Here is a 19688-nt window from a genome sequence, read left to right as displayed (position 1 = left end):
GGGACGCGGGACGGAGGCTCCGGTGATCTACCTCGACCACGCGGCCACCACCCCGCTGCGCGACGTCGCGCTGGCCGCCTTCGCGGAGGCGTCCGCGCATCCCGGCAACCCGTCCTCGATCCACGGCTCGGGCCAGGAGGCGCGTCGCCGGCTCGAGGACGCGCGCGCCGCCATCGCAGCGGCCCTCGGCTGCGAGCCCATCGAGGTCGTCCTGACCGCCGGGGGGACCGAGGCGATCAACCTCGCCCTCAAGGGCCTCTACTGGCAGCGCCTCGCGGAGGATCCGGCGCGGATCCGCATCCTGGTCCCCGGCGGCGAGCACCACGCGACGATCGACAGCGTCGAGTGGCTCGCCGAGCACGAGGGCGCGCGGATCGAGTGGCTCCCGCTCGACGACGAGGGGACCCTGCGACCGGAGGCGCTCGCCGCGGCGATCGAACGCGACCCCGCCTCCGTCTCGCTCGTCTCGGCCCTGTGGGTCAACAACGAGATCGGCACCGTCGCGCCGGTCGCCGAGCTCGCCGCGGTCTGCGCGCGAGCGGGTGTGCCCCTGCACCTCGACGCGGTCGCGGCGCTCGGGCACCTGCCGCTCGAGATCGCCGATGTCCGCCGCGCCTCGGCCTCGAGCGGAGGCGCCGGCCTCGTCGCCGTCAGCGTCTCCGGTCACAAGGTGGGCGGCCCGATCGCCACGGGGGCGCTGTTCCTGTCGCGCGACGCGCGCGTCGTCCCGGTACTGCACGGCGGAGGCCAGCAGCGGGGCATCCGCTCGGGAACACAGGACGTCCCCGGGGCGGCGGCGTTCGCGGCGGCGGTGACCGAGGCGGTGCACGAGATGGCGGAGGAGTCACCGCGGCTCGCCGCGCTGCGCGATCGACTCGTGGCCGGGGTGCTCGCAGCGGTGCCGGGTGCGACGCTGACCGGTCCGGCGCTCGACTCCGGTCGGCGCGTGGCCAACAACGCCCACCTCGCCTTCCCCGGGGCGCAGGGCGACTCGCTCCTCTTCCTCCTCGACATGGCGGGCTTCTCGGTCTCGACCGGCTCGGCCTGCACCGCGGGGATCCCCGAGCCGTCGCACGTCGTCCTGGCGCTCGGCCGGAGCGAGGACGAGGCGCGCGGGGTGCTGCGGATGACCCTCGGCCGGACGACCACCCGGGAGGACGTCGACGCGCTCGTCGCCGCCGTTCCCGGCGCCTACGCGCGGGCCGCCCGGGCCGGTCTGTCGAGCCGCGCCGTCTGAGCGCCCGGCCCCGGTCCTCGGCCGAGGCTGGGCGCGCCTGCCGACCGCTCGTAGACTCGAGCGGTGAAGGTTCTGGCGGCGATGAGCGGTGGTGTCGACTCGGCGGTGGCCGCAGCGCGGGCGGTGGAGGCCGGCCACGAGGTCGTCGGCGTCCATCTGGCCCTCAGCCGCATGCCGGGGACGCTGCGGACGGGCAGCCGCGGCTGCTGCACGATCGAGGACTCGATGGACGCGCAGCGGGCCGCGAACGTGCTCGCTATCCCGTACTACGTCTGGGACTTCTCGGAGCGCTTCAAGCTCGACGTCGTCGACGACTTCGTGGCGGAGTACACGGCGGGGCGCACCCCCAACCCGTGCATGCGCTGCAACGAGCGGATCAAGTTCGCCGCCCTGCTCGAGAAGGCTCTCGACCTCGGCTTCGACGCCGTCTGCACGGGTCACTACGCCTCCCTCGAGACCGGGCCCGACGGCACCCCCGAGCTGCACCGGGCGAGCGACGAGGCGAAGGACCAGTCCTACGTGCTCGGCGTGCTGACCGCCCAGCAGCTCGCGCACTCGATGTTCCCGCTCGGCTCGACGCCGTCGAAGGCGATCGTGCGGGCCGAGGCGGCGCGGCGGGGCCTGAGTGTCGCGAGCAAGCCCGACAGCTACGACATCTGCTTCATCCCCGACGGCGACACGCGCGGCTGGCTCTCGGAGCGGGTGGCGCCGGAGTCGGGGTCGATCGTCGACCGCGACGGCGCGGTGGTCGGCGCGCACGAGGGCGCTCACGGCTACACGGTCGGTCAGCGGCGCGGCCTGCACCTCGGGGTGCCGGCGCCGGACGGCCGACCGCGCTTCGTCCTCGAGGTGCGGCCGAAGACGAACGAGGTCGTGGTGGGCCCCCGGGAGGCGCTGCGCATCGGCGAGATCGCCGGCTCCCGCTTCACCTGGGCCGGGACCGCGCCGGTCGATGCGACCGTGCCCTTCGGGTGCGATGTGCAGATCCGTGCCCACGCCGACCCGGTGCCCGCGGTCGCCCGGGTGTCGGAGGTCGATGACAGGGTGGAGCTCGTGATCACTCCCGACTCGCCGCTCGACGGCGTCGCCCCCGGCCAGACGGCCGTCGTCTACCTCGGCACCCGCGTGCTGGGGCAGTGCACCATCGACCGCACGGTGGCCTCCGACCTCGTGGTGCCCGCAGGAGCCGGTCGATGAGCGAGCCGGTCGTCGATCCCGCCCAGCGGGTCGACGAGCTCCGCGCGCGGATCCGCTCCGCGAGCGAGGACTACTACGCGGCCGACGCCTCGCCGCTCGCCGACGCCGAGTACGACGCGCTGGTGCGCGAGCTCGCCGGGCTCGAGACGGCGCACCCCGAGCTCGCCAGCGACGACTCGCCCACGCAGACCGTCGGTGGCATCGTCGCCGCGGGCCTCGCTCCGATCGACCACGCCGAGCGGATGCTCTCGCTCGACAACGTGTTCTCGGCCGACGAGCTGCGCGAGTGGTGCGAGAAGACCGTCGCCTCGGCCGCGCGCCCGATCCGCTGGCTGACCGAGCTCAAGATCGACGGCCTCGCGATCTCGCTGCACTACGAGAACGGCCACCTGGTCACGGCCGCGACCCGTGGAGACGGTCGCACCGGCGAGGACGTCACCGTCAATGCGCTGCGCGTCGCGGGCATCCCGCTCGACCTCGAGGGCTCGGGGCACCCGCCGCTGGTCGAGGTCAGGGGAGAGGTCTTCATCCCCGTCGCGGCCTTCGATGCGCTGAACCGTCTGCAGGAGACCCTGCGCGACGACGCCGTCGAGGAGGCCCGGGCGCGCTGGTCGGCGCGTCCCGCAGGCAAGCCCTTCGACGAGGAGCGGGCGCGCGAGAGCGCGCTGCGGCGCTTCCCGACGTTCGCCAATCCGCGCAACGCCGCGAGCGGCGGCCTGCGGCAGCAGCTCGACAAGAAGTCCGGGCTCGACCTGCGGGCGGGGGAGGCGCGCGTCTCCTCCCTGGCTCTCTACGTGCACGGCATCGGCGCCTGGCCCGATCCGCCCGTCGCGGCGCAGTCCGAGATCTACGGTCTGCTCGCGGGCTGGGGGCTGCCCGTCAGTGAGCACAACCGGGTCTCGGAGTCGGTCGACGAGGTGCTGGCGTTCGTCGAGCGCTACGGGCGCGAGCGCCACTCGGTCGAGCACGAGATCGACGGAGTCGTCGTCAAGGTCGACGAGCTCGAGCTGCATGACGAGCTCGGCGCCACCAGCCGCGCACCGCGCTGGGCGATCGCCTACAAGTACCCGCCCGAGGAGGTGCACACGAAGCTCCTCGACATCGTCGTCAGCGTCGGGCGCACCGGCCGGGCGACCCCCTTCGCCCAGATGGAGAAGGTCAAGGTCGCCGGCTCCGAAGTGCGGCAGGCCACCCTGCACAACGCCGACGTCGTCAAGGCGAAGGGCGTGCTGATCGGCGACACGGTGGTGCTCCGGAAGGCGGGCGACGTCATCCCCGAGGTGCTCGGGCCCGTGATCGAGCTGCGTGACGGCAGTGAGCGGGAGTTCGTCATGCCCACGCAGTGCCCCGAGTGCGGCACCACGCTCGCGCCCTCGAAGGAGGGCGACGTCGACCTGCGCTGCCCCAACTCGGAGTCGTGCCCCGCACAGGTGCGCGGGCGCGTCGAGCACATCGGCAGCCGGGGAGCCCTCGACATCGAGGCGCTCGGCGAGGTCAGCGCAGCAGCGCTCACCCAGCCGCTCGTCCCCGCCGACCCGCCGCTGCGCACCGAGGCGGGCCTGTTCGAGCTCACCCTCGCCGACCTGTTCCCGATCGAGGTCGTCGTCCGCGACTCCGAGACCGGGCTGCAGAAGCTCGACGCCTCGGGAGACCCGAAGGTCGTGACGCCGTTCAAGCGCAGGCGCCAGATCGCGAAGGACGGCGCGTTCGATCCCGCCGCCGACACGTTCGCGGGTGACGACGCCTCCGTGCCCTCGACCAGCGCGGTCCGCCTGATCGAGAACATCGACCGCGCCAAGACCAAGGAGCTCTGGCGGCTCCTCGTGTCGCTGAGCATCCGGCACGTCGGTCCGGTCGCCGCCCGCGCTCTCGCCGGCTACTTCGGCTCGCTCGATGCGATCCGGGCGGCCACCCGCGACGAGCTGGCCGCGGTCGACGGGGTCGGCGGCATCATCGCCGACGCGCTGCTCGACTGGTTCGCCGTCGACTGGCACGTCGAGATCGTCGACCGCTGGGCCGCCGCCGAAGTGCGGTTCTCGACCCCCGGCCACCCGGGCCCCGGTGCGGCAGACGCCGCCGGAGGCGTGCTGGCCGGTCTCACCGTCGTGGCCACGGGCTCGCTCGAGGGCTACTCGCGCGAGGGCGCCCTCGAGGCGATCATGCAGGCGGGCGGCAAGGCCGGTTCGAGCGTCTCGAAGAAGACCCACTACGTCGCGGCGGGCCCCGGCGCGGGCAGCAAGCTCGGCAAGGCCGAGCAGCTCGGCGTCCGGATCATCGACGCCGCCCAGTTCCACCTGCTGGTCACCGAGGGGCCGGAGGCCATCGCGCTCCCGCCCGCGGAGGAGCCGGCAGCTGAGTCGGACGACGCGACCGCCACAGCAGACGCGACCGCGGAGGAGACGACCGACGGCGATGCCTGAACCGGCGGGCGGCGAGCGGCGGGCGTTCCTGCGGCGCTCGTTCGCCGAGGCGGCCTCCGCCGCGATCGAGGCCGTCGGCCGGTCCGCCCCGCCGACGCCGCGGGAGAGTGCCGCGGCCGCCGCGCTGGCCGGCATCGACCACGTCGTCGTCGTGGCCTTCGCCGGTCGGCCCCGGCACCAGGTCTTCGGCGCGCTCGACGGCGAGGACGGCGTCGAGTTCGAGGGCGACACCGACGAGGTGATGACCGCCCCCGCCCTCGACGACGGAGTCGGACGCTTCGCCCCCGAGATGCTGCCCGTGCACACGCTGCTCGCCCGCTCGTTCGCGCGCGTCGAGCACTGGTGGGCCGACGGAGCCGACCCGCTGCCCGGGCTGCTCCGCGCCGCGCACGACAGCGCGACGCCCTGGGCCCTGGTCGTCGACGATCGCCAGGGCCTCTCGACAACCCTCCTCGAGGCTCAGGACCACCGAGCGAGCGGCTCGCTCGTCCCGTTGAGCCGCCTCGCCCCGCTCGCCACGGCCGGCGAGCTCCCTCCCGTCGTAGTCGTCGAGCCGCGCTCGCTCGTCGCTCCGGCCGACTTCTCCTCCGCCGCCGAGCTCGGCGAGCCCCGGAGTGCCGACGCCCGGGCAGCTGAGGACCTCCTGCACTCCGTCTACAGCGCCGTCCGCGCGGGGGAGCGCGCCGGCCGGCGGATGCTCCTGCTCGTCGTCTCGCGCGGGAGCCGCTCCCGACCCGGCGAGGTGCCGGCGCTCGTCATCGCGTCAGGCGTCCGTCCCGGTGCCGGGATCGACGCCCCGGTCACCGCCTCGACGCTTCCGCGGCTCCTCCGCGCGCGCTTCGCCGGCGACCGGCGCGCGCTGTCCGACGGCGGTGTCCTGGCCCTCGCCGAGGCGATCGCCGGTCCGCTCCGTCCACTCTCCCGCTGGCCGCAGACCGCCTCCGCCTTCGTCCCGCCGTCGACCGACCGCGTGACCCCGAGACTGGCCTCGGCCCTCCTCCGGCACACCGAGGGCGCGACCGCCGAGACGGCCCAGAGCGCTCTCGCCCTTCTCCGAGCGGCCCGGCCGGACGCGTCGCTACACTCCGACCAGGCACGGATCCCCGGATCGCGGGAAGGGCGGGACGCATGACCGGCAGCGACGAATCGTCGAGCGGGACGGCACCGGATCAGGTGGTCACTGCGTCGCGACCGACGTCGCGCCGCCGGTTCCTCGCCGGCGGTGCGGTGGCCGGTGGAGTCGCCGCGGGTGCCCTGGCGGGCGGCACGATCGGCGCGGCCGTCGCCTCCGGTCGCGACCGCGAAGCCGAGGCGACTCTGCCCGCGCGGGACGAGCCGGGGTTCGACCACGTCGTCGTCGTGATGTTCGAGAACCGCTCCTTCGACAACATCCTCGGGCAGCTCCACGCCGACGGCGACCTGCCCGCGGGAGAGACCTTCGAGGGTCTCGCGACCGGCGAGCACACCAACACGACCGCCGCCGGCGACACCGTCGCGACCTTCGTCTACGAGGGCGCGACCGACACCGTGATGCGCCAGCCCGACCCCGACCCGGGGGAGGAGTACCCGCACGTCAACACCCAGCTCTTCGGCGCGATCGACCCGCCGTCGAACGCCGGGAAGACGGTCGGCGAGATGACCGCGCCCTACAACGCCCCGGCCGACGCCTCCACCCCGACGATGAGCGGGTTCCTCGAGGACTACGTGCAGAACCTCCGCGCCATGCAGAAGGGCGAGGAGCCGACGCCGGAGGAGTACCGCACGATCATGGGCGGCTTCTCGCCCGAGATGCTCCCGGTCTTCTCGACGCTGGCGCGCGAGTTCGCCGTCTTCGACCACTGGTTCGCCGCCGTCCCGTCGCAGACCTTCTGCAACCGCTCGTTCTTCCACGCCTCGACCTCGCACGGCTTCGTCACCAACAAGCACGGCGGTGGCTATGAGAAGTGGCTCGCCGACGACCTCTCCGACGCGCCGACCGTGTTCAACCGTCTCGAGGAGGCGGGGAAGACCTGGCGGGTCTACTTCGACGCCCTGCAGGTCGTCTCCTACACCGGGTTCCTGCACGCGCCGGTGCTCGAGAAGTACTGGCGGACGAACTTCGCGACGATGGAGCAGTTCGCCGCCGACGCCGCGAACGGCGAGCTGCCCGACTACGCCTTCATCGAGCCCCGGCTGGTCTTCGACCACAACGACATGCACCCGCCGACCGGCTCCTTCCACGAGGACGAGCTCGACGGGCAGCCGCTCTACGACAGCGCCCTCTCGGACGTGCGCGCCGGGGAGCTGCTGCTGCACCAGGTCTACTCGGCGATCCGCGAGAGCGCGAGCACGACCGGATCGAACGCGGTCAACACGCTGCTCCTGGTGACGTTCGACGAGCACGGCGGGCTCTACGACCACGTGCCGCCGCCCGCCGCGACGCCACCGGGAGACGGCAGGCCGGGCGAGATGGGCTTCGCCTTCGACCGCCTCGGCTGCCGGGTGCCCGCGATCGCGATCTCGGCCTACACCGCGCCCGGCACGATCGTGCACGACGAGATGCACCACGGCGCGCTCATCCGCACGCTCAGCAGGCTGCACGGGCTCGAGCCGCTGACCGATCGCGACGCCTCGGCGCCCGATCTCTTCGGCGTCGTCACCGCGAGCACGCCGCGCCAGATCGGCGACTGGCCGACCACCGTGCCGCAGTACCTGCCCCCGAACCCGGAGGCGACGCCTCCGCACCCCGCGAACGCGAACCGCGACAAGCCGCTCAGCCCGCCGGCCCTCGGGTTGATGGGCCTCCTGCTGGCCCGCTACGGCGGGCCGGGCGAGGACCTGCCGACGACGTACGAGGGCGCCTACAACGCCCTGCTGAAGCACGGCTCGAGCCTCTTCGGCAGCGGCGCCGGCGCCGGCTCCTCGTCGCCGACTCCCGCCTCCTGAGCGCGGTGCCCTCGGCAGAGGGAGGCGTCGGAGGCCCCGGCTAGACTGGTCGCCGATTCCTCACGAACCACCCGATGGAGACGCATGTCCGAGATCACGGCCGACACGGTCGCCCATCTGGCCCAGCTGGCCAGGATCGACCTCACCCCCGAGGAGATCCAGACCATGACCCGGGAGCTCGGCACGATCGTCGACTCCGTGCGAGCGGTGCAGGCCGTCGCCACCCCCGACGTGCCGGCGACCAGCCACCCGATCCCTCTCCAGAACGTCTTCCGCCCGGATGTCGTCGGCGAGACGCTGACCCGGGAGCAGGCGCTCTCGGGAGCTCCCGAGCACGACGGCAGCCGCTTCCAGGTCTCCGCGATCCTGGGGGAGGAGCAGTGAGCGCGCACGGCGACGAGATCGTCCGCCTGAGCGCCTCCGCGCTCTCCGAGAAGCTCGCCGACGGCTCCGTGTCCTCGGTCGAGGCCACGCGTGCCCACCTCGACCGCATCGCGGCCGTCGACGGCGCCGTCCACGCCTTCCTGCACGTCGCGGGCGATGCCGCCCTCGAGACGGCCGCGGGCATCGACCGGAGCCGGGCCGAGGGAGCGTCGCTGCACGCCCTCGCCGGCGTCCCGCTCGCCGTCAAGGACGTCATCGTCACGAACGACATGCCGACCACCAGCGGCTCGCGCATCCTCGAGGGCTGGCGCCCGCCCTACGACGCGACCGTGATGAAGAAGGTCCGCGCCGCAGGCCTGGTGCCGATCGGCAAGACCAACATGGACGAGTTCGCGATGGGCTCGACCACCGAGCGCTCGGCCTACGGCCCGACGCACAACCCGTGGGACCTCGACCGCATCCCCGGCGGCTCGGGCGGAGGCTCCGCGGCCGCCGTCGCGAGCTACGAGGCGCCGCTGGCCCTCGGCTCCGACACCGGCGGATCCATCCGCCAGCCGGCGCACGTCACCGGCACCGTCGGCGTGAAGCCGACCTACGGAGGCGTCTCGCGCTACGGTGCCATCGCCCTCGCCTCGAGCCTCGACCAGATCGGCCCCGTCTCGCGGACCGTCCTCGACGCCGCGCTCCTGCACGACGTGATCGCCGGGCACGACCCGCGCGACTCCACCTCGCTCCGCGACGCGTGGCCCTCCTTCGCCGACGCGGTCCGCCGTGCCGACGTCGAGGGCCTGCGGATCGGCGTGCTCAAGGAGCTCGACGGGGGCGAGGGCTTCCAGCCCGGCGTCCTGAACCGCTTCCACGAGGCCCTCGCCGTCCTCGAGGGCGCCGGAGCCGAGATCGTCGAGGTGAGCGCCCCGAGCGTCGAGCACGCGGTCGCCGCCTACTACCTGATCCTCCCCGCCGAGGCGTCCAGCAACCTGGCCAAGTTCGACTCGGTGCGCTTCGGACTCCGCGTCACTCCTCCCGGAGGCGGCACCGTCGAGCAGGTCATGTCGGCGACCCGCGAGCAGGGCTTCGGCCCGGAGGTCAAGCGCCGCGTCATCCTCGGCACCTACGCCCTCTCGGCCGGCTACTACGACGCCTACTACGGCAGTGCGCAGAAGGTCCGCACCCTGGTGCAGCGCGACTTCGACGCCGCGTTCACGACCGTCGACGTGATCGCGTCGCCGACCGCGCCGACCACCGCGTACCGCCTCGGCGAGAAGCTCGACGACCCGCTGGCGATGTACCGCGGCGACGTCGCGACCATCCCCGCGAACCTCGCCGGAATCCCCGGTATCTCCGTCCCCGCGGGCCTTGCCGACGAGGACGGGCTGCCCGTCGGCATCCAGTTCCTCGCGCCGGCCCGCGAGGACGTCCGTCTGTACACCGTCGGGGCGGCGCTCGAGGCTCTCCTCGAGGAGAAGTGGGGCCACCCGCTGCTCTCGAGGGCCCCCGAGCTGGCCGCCGCCGAGCTCTCCGCCACCGAGGAAGGTGCCGTCTGATGGCCTCCGCGCACACGTCCGTCCCCGAGCTCATGGACTACGACGAGGTCTTCGAGACCTTCGAGCCGGTCCTCGGCTTCGAGGTCCACGTCGAGCTCAACACGAAGACCAAGATGTTCTCGGACGCGCCGAACGAGTTCGGCTCCGAGCCCAACACGAACGTCACGCCCGTCGACCTCGGTCTCCCGGGCTCGCTGCCCGTCGTCAACGAGCAGGCCGTCCGCTACTCGATCAGCCTCGGCCTCGCCCTGGGCTGCTCGATCGCGCCGTCGAGCCGCTTCGCGCGGAAGAACTACTTCTACCCCGACCTCGCGAAGAACTACCAGATCTCGCAGTTCGACGAGCCGATCGCCTTCGAGGGCTCCGTCGAGGTCGAGCTCGCCGACGGCTCGCTCGTCGAGATCCCGATCGAGCGCGCTCACATGGAGGAGGACGCCGGCAAGCTGACGCACGTCGGCGGCTCCACCGGTCGCATCCAGGGCGCGGAGTACTCGCTGGTCGACTACAACCGCGCCGGGGTCCCGCTCGTCGAGATCGTCACGAAGCCGATCTACGGAGCCGGCAAGAGCGCCCCGGAGTTCGCGAAGGCGTACGTCGCCACCATCCGCGACATCGTCCTCGCCCTCGGCATCTCGGACGCCAAGATGGAGCGCGGAAACCTGCGCTGCGACGCCAACGTCTCGCTCCGCCCGATCGGGCAGGAGAAGCTCGGCACCCGCACCGAGACCAAGAACGTCAACTCGCTCCGCTCCGTCGAGCGCGCCGTGCGCTACGAGATCCAGCGTCAGGGCGCGATCCTCGCGGCCGGCGGCACGATCACGCAGGAGACCCGGCACTGGCACGAGGACACGGGCCGCACCTCCGCGGGCCGCCCGAAGAGCGACGCCGACGACTACCGCTACTTCCCCGAGCCCGACCTTCTGCCGGTCGTGCCGAGCCCGGAGCTGATCGAGGAGCTGCGCGCCGCCCTGCCCGAGAAGCCGGCCGTCCGCCGCCGCCGCCTCAAGGCCGACTGGGGCTTCACCGACCTCGAGTTCCAGGACGTCGCCAACAGCGGTCTGCTGGCCGAGATCACCGAGACCGTGTCCGCGGGTGCGAGCCCGCAGGCCGCCCGCAAGTGGTGGACCGGCGAGATCGCCCGCCTGGCCAATGCGGCCGGCGAGGACCCCTCGGCGCTCGTCACCCCGACGCAGGTCGCCGAGCTGGCGGGCCTGATCGAGGAGGGCGTGCTCACCGACCGCCTCGCCCGCGAGGTGCTGCAGGGCGTCATCGCCGGGGAGGGTACCCCGCAGGAGGTCGTCGACGCCCGCGGTCTCGCCGTGGTCTCGGACGACGGTGCGCTCATCGAGGCGATCGACGCGGCGCTCGCCTCGCAGCCCGACGTGCTCGCGAAGATCCGCGACGGCAAGGTGCAGGCGGCCGGTGCCGTCATCGGCGCGGTCATGAAGGCGATGAAGGGCCAGGCCGACGCGGCGCGGGTCCGCGAGCTCGTCCTGGAGCGCGCCGCCAGCTGAGCCGACGCGCGGAGTCCGGCACCATGAGCACGGGGATCCCGGCGCGCCTCGACCTGCCGGGCGGGGCCTTCCTCCGACCGCTGGTCTCGAGCGACCTCGAGCTCCTGCGCGCGGTGCTCGACGACCGACGAGCGTGGCTCGGGGCCCTGCTCCCGGAGGGGAACCCCAGCGCCCTGCCGTCGGCCTCCGCCGGCGACGACTACCAGGCGCTCGCGCTCCTCGAGGAGGCGGCGCGCACCGGATCGGCCCACGCCTACCTCCTCGTCGACCGCAGCTGGACCGAGCCGCTCGGCGCGCTGAGCGTCCGCCCCGTCGAGGGCGGGCCGGCGGTCGTCTCCTGGTGGGTCGTCCCGACGCTCCAGGCGTCCCGACTCGAGGAGGAGCTCGACGCGTACGCCCGGGAGTGGCTGCGACTGCGCTGGTCCTTCGACGACGTCGACACCCCGGAGAACCATCCGGAGGACCCGGCCGCGATCGCCGGCGGCAATCTGGTGCCACTCCTGCCCGAGACGCCCGACCGGACGCCGCTCCCCGACCCCGACGCCGAGAGTGCGAGCCGGCTGTGGGCGGAGTACCGCCGTCACGAATCGGAGGAGCTGCCGGAGGCGCTCCCTCCCGTCGAGTCGTTCGGCGACTCCGTCGAGATGGCCGATGAACTGCTGGCGCTCGTCCGCCGCGGCGTGAAGAGCGCCACCGCCTCCCTCGCCGGCTCGGAGCCCGTTCCCGCGGTCGGCGACCACTGGATCGTCTGCGACGGAGCGGGGACGGCGCGCGCCGTCCTCCGCACGACCGAGGTCCGCGTCGGCCCGCTCGACTCGGTCGACGACGACTTCGCCTGGGCGGAGGGCGAGGGCGACCGCTCCCGGGAGTCGTGGCTCGACGGGCACCGCCGGTACTTCGCGCGCGAATCGCCAGGCGGCATCGGCGACGTCGTGTTCGAGCGCTTCGTCGCGGTCTGGCCCGCGGAGGACGTCGAGCGGCGGGACGTGTTCGAGCGCAGTGTCGCCTCAGAGCGTCACCCCTAGCCCTCATTAGGGGGTTCCCCGGATGCCGAGCAGGGTCACGCTCCGCCAGAGTGGACCCATGGCTACTCTCGTCCGCCCTCGTCAGGGCAAGATCATCGCCGGCGTCTGCGCCGGCCTCGCCCACCGCTTCGGCTGGAGCCCCTTCCTGGTCCGGCTCCTCTTCGTGCTGTCCTGCCTCCTGCCGGGGCCGCAGATCATCGCGTACATCGTGATGTGGATCCTGATCCCCAAGCAGAGGTGACCTCGGAGCCTCTCCCACGGTCGCGCCGAGCGGCGGTGGGAGAGGCTTCTCTCCGCCCGGGGAGGTGAACGTTCACGACAACCACCCCTCCGGTGGTTGACGGCCTCGGCCTCGCCCGTCTAGCGTCTCTCGTGAACGTTCACGTCAATGACGATGCGAGAGGCCCCGATGACCGACAACGCCCCCACCACCAGCCCCACTTCGACCGGCTGGGCCGTCCTCGGCCCCGGCGGCATCGCGCGCCGGTTCCTGTCGCAGCTGCCCGCGAGCGAGCGCGGAGCCCGCCTCGTGGCCGTCGGCAGCTCCGACCCGGATCGGGCCCGCGTCTTCGCCGAGGAGGCGGCCGACCTCGGCTTCACGGACGTGACCAGCGGCGACTACGCCACCGCGCTCGCCGACCCGCGCGTCACCGCGGTGTACATCGCCACCGTGCACACCGGCCACGCCGCACTCATCCTGCAGGCGCTCGAGGCGGGCAAGGCCGTGCTCTGCGAGAAGCCGCTCGCCGTCAACCACGGCACCGCGATGGCCCTCGCCGACGCCGCCCGCCAAGCAGGCCTCCCGCTCGTCGAGGCCTACATGTACCGCTTCCACCCGCAGACGGCGGCGCTCCTCGACCTGGTCCGCGACGGCGCGATAGGCGACGTCCTGCACATCGAGGCCGCGTTCTCGTTCCGGACGGGCGCGCGCACCGGGCGGCTCTACGACGTCGCCACCGCCGGCGGCGGGATCCTCGACGTCGGCGGGTACACCGTCACCGCTGCCGCCGCCGTGGTGCAGGCGGCCACCGGCACCGCGGTCGCCGAGCCCGTCGACCTCGAGGCGAGCGGCAGCATCGGCCCCACCGGCGTCGACGAGTGGAGCGTCGCCCGCCTGACCTACCGCGGCGGCATCACGGCGACCCTCCGCACGGGCGTCGCGGTGCAGGACGCGAACACCGTCACTGTGCTCGGCTCGCGCGGCCGGCTGCTCGTCAGCGACCCCTGGATCGGCGCCGAGTCGACCATCGAGGTCCACACCGTCGACGAGGAGCCGCGCACGCTGACCTTCGCGCCCTCCGACCCCTACGCGCGGGAGGCGGACGCGACGACCGACGCCCTCGAGGCCGGCTCCGTCGAGGCCGCGCGGATGACGCTCGACGAGAGCCTGGCCGCCGCCCGCACCCTCGACCGCTGGCGCGCCGCGATCGGCCTGCGCTACCCGTTCGAGGCCGAGGACGCCGACATCCCGACTGTCTCGGGGGCGCCGCTGCGAGTGGCGCAGGACTCGCCGATGCTCTACGGCGAGATCCCCGGGGTCGGCAAGCGGATGTCGCGCCTCGTGATGGGCGTCGACAACCAGCCCGATCTCGCCCACGCCTCGGCGATCTTCGACCACTTCGTCGAGCGCGGCGGCAACGCCTTCGACACCGGCTACATCTACGGCGGTGGCGTCCTCGAGGGGCGGCTGGGCCGATGGATCAGCAACCGGGGGATCCGCGAGGACGTCGTCATCGTCACGAAGGGCGCGCACACGCCGCACTGCGACCCCGACTCGCTCACCCGGCAGCTCCTCGAGAGCCTCGAGCGGCAGGGCACCGACTACGCCGACATCTACCTGATGCACCGCGACAACCCCGCCGTGCCGGTCGGGGAGTTCGTCGACGTGATGGACGAGCACCAGCGTGCGGGGCGGATCCGCTCCTACGGCGTCTCGAACTGGACGCCGGCGCGATTCGACGAGGCGCAGGCCTACGCACGGGCCCACGGTCGCGCGGGCTTCCAGGCGCTGAGCGACCACTTCGGCCTCGCGGAGGCGTACGACGTGCCCTGGGACGGCTGCGTGCACGTGACCGATCCGGCGTCGAAGGCGTGGCTCGTCGAGCGCCAGGTGCCCCTGCTCCCGTGGTCGTCGCAGGCGCGCGGCTTCTTCACCGGGCGGGCGAGGCCCGAGGACACGAGCGACGCCGAGCTGGTGCGCTGCTACTACAGCCCGGAGAACTTCGAGCGCCTGCGCCGGGCCGAGCAGCTCGCCGCGGAGCACGGCGTGAGTGCGACGGCTATCGCCCTGGCCTACGTGCTCGCCCAGCCGTTCCCGACGTTCCCCCTCTTCGGGCCGCGCAGCATCGCCGAGGTGCGGTCGTCGATGCGCGGCCTCTCGATCGAGCTCAGCCCGGAGCAGGCGGCGTGGCTCGACCTCCGCGACTGAGCGGCTCCGACCCGGCCGCCCGCGCGACGATCCACGACGTCGCCGCGGCGGCCGGTGTCTCGAGGCAGACCGTGACCCGCGCCATGAACGGGATGCCGGGCATCAGCGAGACCACGAAGCAGCGCGTGCTGGCCGCGGCCGAGGAGCTGCTCTACCGCCCGTCGCGCTTCGGCCGGGGCCTCGTCACCGGAGGGGACCGTCGGCTCGGTCTGGTGGTGGACGACCTCCGCAACCCGTGGTCGCCCGAGCTGGCCTCGGCGATCGTCCGGCTCGCCGCGGCCAGGGGCTGGAACGTGTCGCTCGCGGACGTGAGCTTCGCCGGAGACTCCGACCGCATGGTGCGGGCGCTCGGCGCCCAGTCGGACGCCGTCATCGGCACCTTCGGCGGTTGCGCGGCGGACTGGATCGAGCAGCTCGGCTCCGTCCCGGTGGTCGAGCTCGATCCTCCGGCTGCTCCGGAGCGCGCGGCCGTGCTGCTCGATCCCTCCGAGGCGATCGACGCACTGACCGAGCACCTGACCCGGGCGGGCGTGCGGCGACCGGTGGTGCTCGACGTCTCGTCGGGGCCGGCCCCGAGCCGACGCGCGGCGCGGCTGCTGCAGTCGTTCGCAGCGCGCGGTCTGGATGCGTCGATCGCGAGGGCGTCCGCAGCGACGGCCGAGGCGGCCGCAGAGGCCACGGAGCGGATCATCGCCCTGCCGCGCGCGGTCGACGCCGTCATCGCCTTCAACGACCTCTGCGCCGTGGGAGTGCTGTCGGCCTGCCGTCGCGCTGGCGTCGACGTGCCGGGGGAGGTCCGCGTCGCCGGCATCGACGGTCTCTCGCTCGGCCGGCTGCTCGCGCCGACCCTCAGCACGCTCGCCGTCGATCTCGACGCTCTCGCCCGGCACGCGCTCGAGCTCGCCGTCGGGATGCTCGCCGGGGAGCTGCCGCGGTCGGGGCCGGAGGTCGTGCGCACCGTCTCGCACCAGCTGATCGTCCGGGAGTCGGCGTGAGATCCGCCCAGCTCGGTCCCTGAGCCCGGGGCGCTGGTCGGGCCGCTCTCCGCAGGCTCTGAGTGAACCCTGAGCAGACCCGATGGAAGGAGGCATACCGTTGCGATGTGCGCGCGCGTCCTGCGCCGCCGAGGAGGAGATCATGGGATTCCTGGACCGACTGCTGGGACGCGAAGAGCGCCCCGACGACGCGCGCGGAGCCTCCGGCTACGGCTCGTCGACCGACCCGCGCCCGGCCTACGGGACGCCGCCCGCCCGCTCCGCCCGCAGTGAGGACGAGATCGCGATCGAGCGCTACCGCTACCTGCTCAAGACCGCTCCGCCCGAGGCGATCGAGCAGGTGCACCGCGAGGCCTTCGAGCAGCTCACTCCGGAGCAGCGTCAGCAGGTCTTCCGCGAGCTGAGCGAGGGTGCGCCCGCGGGTGACGCCCCTCGGAGCGACGACCCTCAGGCTCTCGCGCAGTCTGCCACGCGGAGCGAGCTGCGGCAGCCCGGCTTCATGGAGCGCCGCTTCTCCGGCGGAGGCGCGGGCGGCATGGGCTTCGGAGGCGTGCTCGCCTCGTCGATGCTCGGCACGATCGCCGGCTTCGTGATCGGATCCGCCATCGCCGACGCGTTCCTCCCGGATGCCGGCGCCGACACGGCCTCGGCGGACGGCGGCGACGGGGGAGACGCGGGAGCCGACGGCGGCGACGCCGGAGCCGATGCGGGCGGCGGCGAGTGGGGTGGCGACTCCGGTGGCGGCGACTTCGGTGGCGGCGACTTCGGCGGGGGCGGCGACTTCGGAGGAGACTTCGGCGGCTTCGACATGTGACAGGCGCACCTCGCGACGAGCCCTCGGCCCTCGGCCGGGGGCTCGTCCGCGTGGCGGGTCAGCCCTCGTCGAGCAGCATCGCCTTGACCTGGCGCCGCAGCACCTTGCCGATCATGCTCGTCGGCAGCTCGTCGACGACGACGATCCGCTTCGGCACCTTGTAGGGCGTCAGCGCCTCCCGCACCACCGTGCGCGCGTCGGCGGGATCGAAGCTCGCCCCCGGCTCGAGCACGACCGCCGCGGCGACCGACTCGCCGCTGTGCGGGTCGGGCAGCCCGACGACGGCGGCGTCGCGGACGGAGGGGAGGCGGCGGAGCACCTCCTCCACCTCCGAGGGCGAGACGTTGAATCCGCCCGTGATGATCAGCTCCTTGATGCGATCGACCAGGCGGACGAAGCCGTCGTCGTCGATCGTCGCGATGTCTCCGGTGCGGAACCAGCCGTCGGTCGTGAACGACGCGGCGGTCTCCTCGGGCTTGCGGTGGTAGCCGCGGAACACCTGCGGCCCGCGCACCACGAGCTCGCCCTGGGTTCCTGGCGCAACGTCGACGTCCGGGTCCTCCGGATCCACGATCCGGACGTCCGTGCCGGGCAGCGGCAGTCCGACGGTACCGGCGCGCCTGGTCGGCCCCACCGGGTTCGCCATCAGGACGGGCGACGTCTCCGACAGGCCGTAGCCCTCGACCAGCGTGCCGCCGGTGAGCGCCTCGAAGCCCTCGACGAGGTCGGGGTCGAGGGGCATCGCTCCCGAGATGGCGATCTCGATGCCCTGCAGCGACTCGCCGCGCTCCCGTGCCCGGGCGGCGAGCCGCTCGGCGATCGGGGGCACCGCGGGGAGGAACGTCGCCGGATGCTTGCGGACGACCTTGAGGACGAGGTCGGGATCGAACTTGGGGAACAGGACGAGTCGAGCGCCCATGCTCATCGCGAAAGTGAGGCAGAGCGTGAGCCCGTAGGCGTGGAACATCGGGAGGACCGCGTAGACGACGCAGTCGCCCCGCCGCACCTGCGGCACCCACGCGCGCGACTGTGCTGCGTTGGCGGTCAGGTTGAGGTGGGTGAGCTCGGCGCCCTTGGGGGCGCCCGTCGTCCCACTCGTGTACTGGATGACGGCGAGGTCCGTGGCGACCGGGCGGGGGTGGGCGGGCTCGATCCGACGGCGGAGGAGCGACTCCCACTCGACCGCGCCGCGGACAGGACCGGTCAGCGCGGCCCGCGACTCGCGAGCCTTCTTCAGCGGCAGGCGAAGCGCGGCGCGCATCGACGCGGGCATGGCGCGGGTGAGGTCGACGGCCACGACCGTCTCGACGCCGAGGTCGGCGGGGAGGTCCTGGACGGTCGGGACCACGCGGTCCCAGGCGATCGCGACGCGGGCCCCGTGGTCCTCGAACTGGTGGCGGAGCTCCCTCGGCGTGTAGAGCGGGTTGTGCTCGACGACCACCGCGCCGAGCCGGAGGACCGCGTAGAACGCGACCACGTGCTGCGGGCAGTTCGGCAGGATCAGCGCGACGGGGTCGCCGGCGCGGACGCCGAGGCGCCGGAGCCCCTCGGCCGCCCGCTCGACGTCCTCGGCGAGCTGCGCGTAGCTCGTCGCCCTCCCGAAGAACTCGAGGGCGACGGTCTGCGGATAGCGCTCGGCCGACTCGGTGACGATGTCGACGAGCGACCCGGTCGGGAGGTCGAGATCGGTGGGCACTCCGGGGGCGTAGCTCCGGAGCCAGGGACGGGGCGGGTGACTGCTCACCCGCCCACTCTAGGTGTGGCCGGAGTCGTCAGGAGGCCTGCGCGACGGCGTCCTCGATGGCGACGTCTCCCGAGACGATCTCCCAGGTGCGGCCGATCGAGGTGGGATCGGCGAGAACGGCGAGGACCGTCGCGGCGACGTCGTCACGCGGGATGCTGCCGCGCTCGACGGTCTCGCCGAGGGCGATCCGGCCGGTGCCCTCGTCGGTCGTCAGAGCGCCGGGGCGCAGGACGGTCCAGTCGAGATCGGTGGCGCGCAGGGCGGCGTCGGCGTCGCGCTTGGCCTCGACGTAGGCGCGCCAGCCCTCGTCCGTGTCGTCGGCGAGCGGCTCGTCGACGCCGATCGCGCTGATCTGGACGAAGCGGCGGATCCCGGCGATCGAGGCGGCCTCCTGGCTGAGCACGGAGGCGCCGAGGTCGACGGTGCGCTTGCGCTCGATCCCGGAGTCGGGGCCGGCGCCGGCCGTGAAGACCAGGGCGTCGACGCCCTCGAGGGCGGCGGCGAAGTCGGCCGCGCTCGACGACTCGAGGTCGTGCACCAGCGGCTCGCTCCCCAGCCGGATGATGTCCTCGGCGTGATCCGGGTTGCGGACGACTCCGACGGACTCGTGTCCGGCGTCGTACAGCAGGTGCAGGATCCGCTGGCCGATCTTGCCGTGGGCTCCGATGACGGCGACGCGTGTCATGGGTCTTCCTCTCGTCTGCGGGGCTGGTGGCCCCGGGGGTCGTTGCGGTGCTCCCATCCTGCCGGTCGCGGATGGGAGGGAGGTCAGGCGGCCAGTCGGTCGTCGCGGCCGGTGATCGCGAGCAGACGGCTCTGGAGCGGAGCCTCCAGATCGACGGCCACGGGCTGGGCGTAGAGACCGCTCGCGCGCAGCGTCGCCTCCTGCGGGGCGAACAGCTCCCACACGGCGGCGACGAGCTCGTCGTCGAGGTGCTCGTCGCTCCGCGTGGCGCGGGCGAGGTCCCAGGCGTGGATCGTCACGTCGGAGACCTGCTCGCGGACGAGCTCGAGCGCCGTGACGGTGTCGCGGCCGAGTCGCAGGACGGCCTCGGGGTCGACGGCGCGGGCCGCCTCGCGGGCGCGGTCGGTGACCCGGCGCCACTCGCTGCGCAGATCGGCGGCGACGGGCTCGAGGCGGATGGGCGACTCGTCCCCGCCCGAGAGCAGGGTGTGCGCCCGCTGCTGCTCGCGGACGACGTGCAGCACGAGAGCACGGGTGTCCCACTCGGTGTCGGGGGTGGGCGCCGTCCAGTCGGCGACCAGGGCGAGGCGGACCTCGAACGCGGCGTGCGCGCGCTCCTGGAGGTCGAGCCAGCGGTTCATCTCGAGGGCGGTGGGGGAGTCGGGCTGCTGGTGCGTCATGTCTTCTCCGGAGCGTCGTCGTCGGTGCTCGGGTCAACCGCGGCGGGTCGCCGGTCATTCCCTCCCGCTCGATCGCTCCGAGGCCTCCGACCACGA

General features: G+C 73.3%; 16 protein-coding genes. 13 read left to right on the top strand and 3 right to left on the bottom strand.

Annotated features, from left to right (window positions below):
• The first annotated feature begins 25 nt into the window (after nt 1-25).
• The 13 genes from GRS92_RS05000 to GRS92_RS04940 all read left to right on the top strand — a co-directional run bounded on the left by GRS92_RS05000 (nt 26) and on the right by GRS92_RS04940 (nt 16483).
• Nucleotides 26-1237, top strand: coding sequence for a cysteine desulfurase family protein (locus tag GRS92_RS05000; protein WP_159854104.1), 1212 nt, complete (start codon nt 26-28; stop codon nt 1235-1237).
• A 63-nt stretch (nt 1238-1300) separates the two neighbouring features.
• Complete coding sequence (gene mnmA, locus GRS92_RS04995; RefSeq protein ID WP_204162357.1) at nt 1301-2434, top strand: tRNA 2-thiouridine(34) synthase MnmA; 1134 nt, start codon at nt 1301-1303, stop codon at nt 2432-2434.
• Complete coding sequence (ligA, locus tag GRS92_RS04990; protein ID WP_159853868.1) at nt 2431-4854, top strand: NAD-dependent DNA ligase LigA; 2424 nt, start codon at nt 2431-2433, stop codon at nt 4852-4854. The genes mnmA and ligA overlap by 4 nt, the downstream gene beginning before the upstream one ends.
• Nucleotides 4847-5986 (top strand): hypothetical protein, encoded by a 1140-nt coding sequence (locus GRS92_RS04985; protein WP_159853866.1) that lies wholly within the window; start codon nt 4847-4849, stop codon nt 5984-5986. The genes ligA and GRS92_RS04985 overlap by 8 nt, the downstream gene beginning before the upstream one ends.
• Nucleotides 5983-7779 (top strand): alkaline phosphatase family protein, encoded by a 1797-nt coding sequence (locus GRS92_RS04980; RefSeq protein WP_159853864.1) that lies wholly within the window; start codon nt 5983-5985, stop codon nt 7777-7779. Before GRS92_RS04985 ends, GRS92_RS04980 begins: the two co-directional genes overlap by 4 nt.
• An 84-nt stretch (nt 7780-7863) precedes the next feature.
• Nucleotides 7864-8163, top strand: coding sequence for an Asp-tRNA(Asn)/Glu-tRNA(Gln) amidotransferase subunit GatC (gene gatC / locus GRS92_RS04975; RefSeq protein ID WP_159853862.1), 300 nt, complete (start codon nt 7864-7866; stop codon nt 8161-8163).
• Complete coding sequence (gene gatA, locus GRS92_RS04970; protein WP_159853860.1) at nt 8160-9707, top strand: Asp-tRNA(Asn)/Glu-tRNA(Gln) amidotransferase subunit GatA; 1548 nt, start codon at nt 8160-8162, stop codon at nt 9705-9707. The genes gatC and gatA overlap by 4 nt, the downstream gene beginning before the upstream one ends.
• Nucleotides 9707-11221, top strand: coding sequence for an Asp-tRNA(Asn)/Glu-tRNA(Gln) amidotransferase subunit GatB (gatB, locus tag GRS92_RS04965; RefSeq protein ID WP_159853858.1), 1515 nt, complete (start codon nt 9707-9709; stop codon nt 11219-11221). The genes gatA and gatB overlap by 1 nt, the downstream gene beginning before the upstream one ends.
• 23 nt (nt 11222-11244) lie before the next feature.
• Nucleotides 11245-12246 (top strand): ASCH domain-containing protein, encoded by a 1002-nt coding sequence (locus GRS92_RS04960; RefSeq protein WP_159853856.1) that lies wholly within the window; start codon nt 11245-11247, stop codon nt 12244-12246.
• Between the two features lie 58 nt (nt 12247-12304).
• Nucleotides 12305-12487, top strand: coding sequence for a PspC domain-containing protein (locus GRS92_RS04955; RefSeq protein ID WP_159853854.1), 183 nt, complete (start codon nt 12305-12307; stop codon nt 12485-12487).
• A gap of 168 nt (nt 12488-12655) precedes the next feature.
• Nucleotides 12656-14674: an aldo/keto reductase gene (locus GRS92_RS18965; RefSeq protein ID WP_159988639.1), complete on the top strand. Its 2019-nt coding sequence runs from the start codon at nt 12656-12658 to the stop codon at nt 14672-14674.
• Nucleotides 14653-15669, top strand: a complete 1017-nt coding sequence (locus GRS92_RS18960; protein WP_235021820.1) for a LacI family DNA-binding transcriptional regulator — start codon at nt 14653-14655, stop codon at nt 15667-15669. Before GRS92_RS18965 ends, GRS92_RS18960 begins: the two co-directional genes overlap by 22 nt.
• Before the next feature lie 142 nt (nt 15670-15811).
• A complete protein-coding gene (locus GRS92_RS04940; RefSeq protein ID WP_159853850.1) occupies nt 15812-16483 on the top strand; it encodes a hypothetical protein in 672 nt (223 codons plus the stop codon).
• A 58-nt stretch (nt 16484-16541) separates the two neighbouring features.
• On the opposite strand, the gene GRS92_RS04935 is transcribed toward GRS92_RS04940, so the two are convergent.
• From GRS92_RS04935 to GRS92_RS04925, 3 genes are all read right to left on the bottom strand, one after another.
• Entirely contained in the window at nt 16542-18227 is a 1686-nt protein-coding gene (locus tag GRS92_RS04935) for a long-chain-fatty-acid--CoA ligase (protein ID WP_159853848.1), read from the bottom strand.
• Nucleotides 18228-18255: 28 nt separating this feature from the next.
• A complete protein-coding gene (locus tag GRS92_RS04930; protein ID WP_159853846.1) occupies nt 18256-18912 on the bottom strand; it encodes an SDR family oxidoreductase in 657 nt (218 codons plus the stop codon).
• Between the two features lie 83 nt (nt 18913-18995).
• Nucleotides 18996-19592 carry a TIGR03086 family metal-binding protein gene (locus GRS92_RS04925; RefSeq protein ID WP_235021819.1) on the bottom strand — a complete coding sequence of 199 codons (597 nt, stop codon included), beginning with the start codon at nt 19590-19592 and terminating at the stop codon, nt 18996-18998.
• Between the last annotated feature and the right edge of the window lie 96 nt (nt 19593-19688).

The sequence above is a fragment of the Rathayibacter sp. VKM Ac-2754 genome (assembly GCF_009807095.1).
Lineage (GTDB): Bacteria > Actinomycetota > Actinomycetes > Actinomycetales > Microbacteriaceae > Rathayibacter.
The sequence above is the reverse complement of the archived record's forward strand: the minus strand, read 5'-3'. Positions and strand labels throughout refer to the sequence as shown.

What these genes read in the sequence shown, in the direction of transcription:
- GRS92_RS04985 (WP_159853866.1), top strand. Translation starts at nt 4,847, where the DNA reads ATGCCTGAACCGGCGGGCGGCGAGCGGCGGGCGTTCCTGCGGCGCTCG.
- GRS92_RS04980 (WP_159853864.1), top strand. Translation starts at nt 5,983, where the DNA reads ATGACCGGCAGCGACGAATCGTCGAGCGGGACGGCACCGGATCAGGTG.
- ligA (WP_159853868.1), top strand. Translation starts at nt 2,431, where the DNA reads ATGAGCGAGCCGGTCGTCGATCCCGCCCAGCGGGTCGACGAGCTCCGC.
- GRS92_RS04925 (WP_235021819.1), bottom strand. Translation starts at nt 19,592, where the DNA reads ATGACGCACCAGCAGCCCGACTCCCCCACCGCCCTCGAGATGAACCGC.
- gatB (WP_159853858.1), top strand. Translation starts at nt 9,707, where the DNA reads ATGGCCTCCGCGCACACGTCCGTCCCCGAGCTCATGGACTACGACGAG.
- GRS92_RS04930 (WP_159853846.1), bottom strand. Translation starts at nt 18,912, where the DNA reads ATGACACGCGTCGCCGTCATCGGAGCCCACGGCAAGATCGGCCAGCGG.
- GRS92_RS04955 (WP_159853854.1), top strand. Translation starts at nt 12,305, where the DNA reads ATGGCTACTCTCGTCCGCCCTCGTCAGGGCAAGATCATCGCCGGCGTC.
- GRS92_RS04960 (WP_159853856.1), top strand. Translation starts at nt 11,245, where the DNA reads ATGAGCACGGGGATCCCGGCGCGCCTCGACCTGCCGGGCGGGGCCTTC.
- gatC (WP_159853862.1), top strand. Translation starts at nt 7,864, where the DNA reads ATGTCCGAGATCACGGCCGACACGGTCGCCCATCTGGCCCAGCTGGCC.
- GRS92_RS04940 (WP_159853850.1), top strand. Translation starts at nt 15,812, where the DNA reads ATGGGATTCCTGGACCGACTGCTGGGACGCGAAGAGCGCCCCGACGAC.
- GRS92_RS18965 (WP_159988639.1), top strand. Translation starts at nt 12,656, where the DNA reads ATGACCGACAACGCCCCCACCACCAGCCCCACTTCGACCGGCTGGGCC.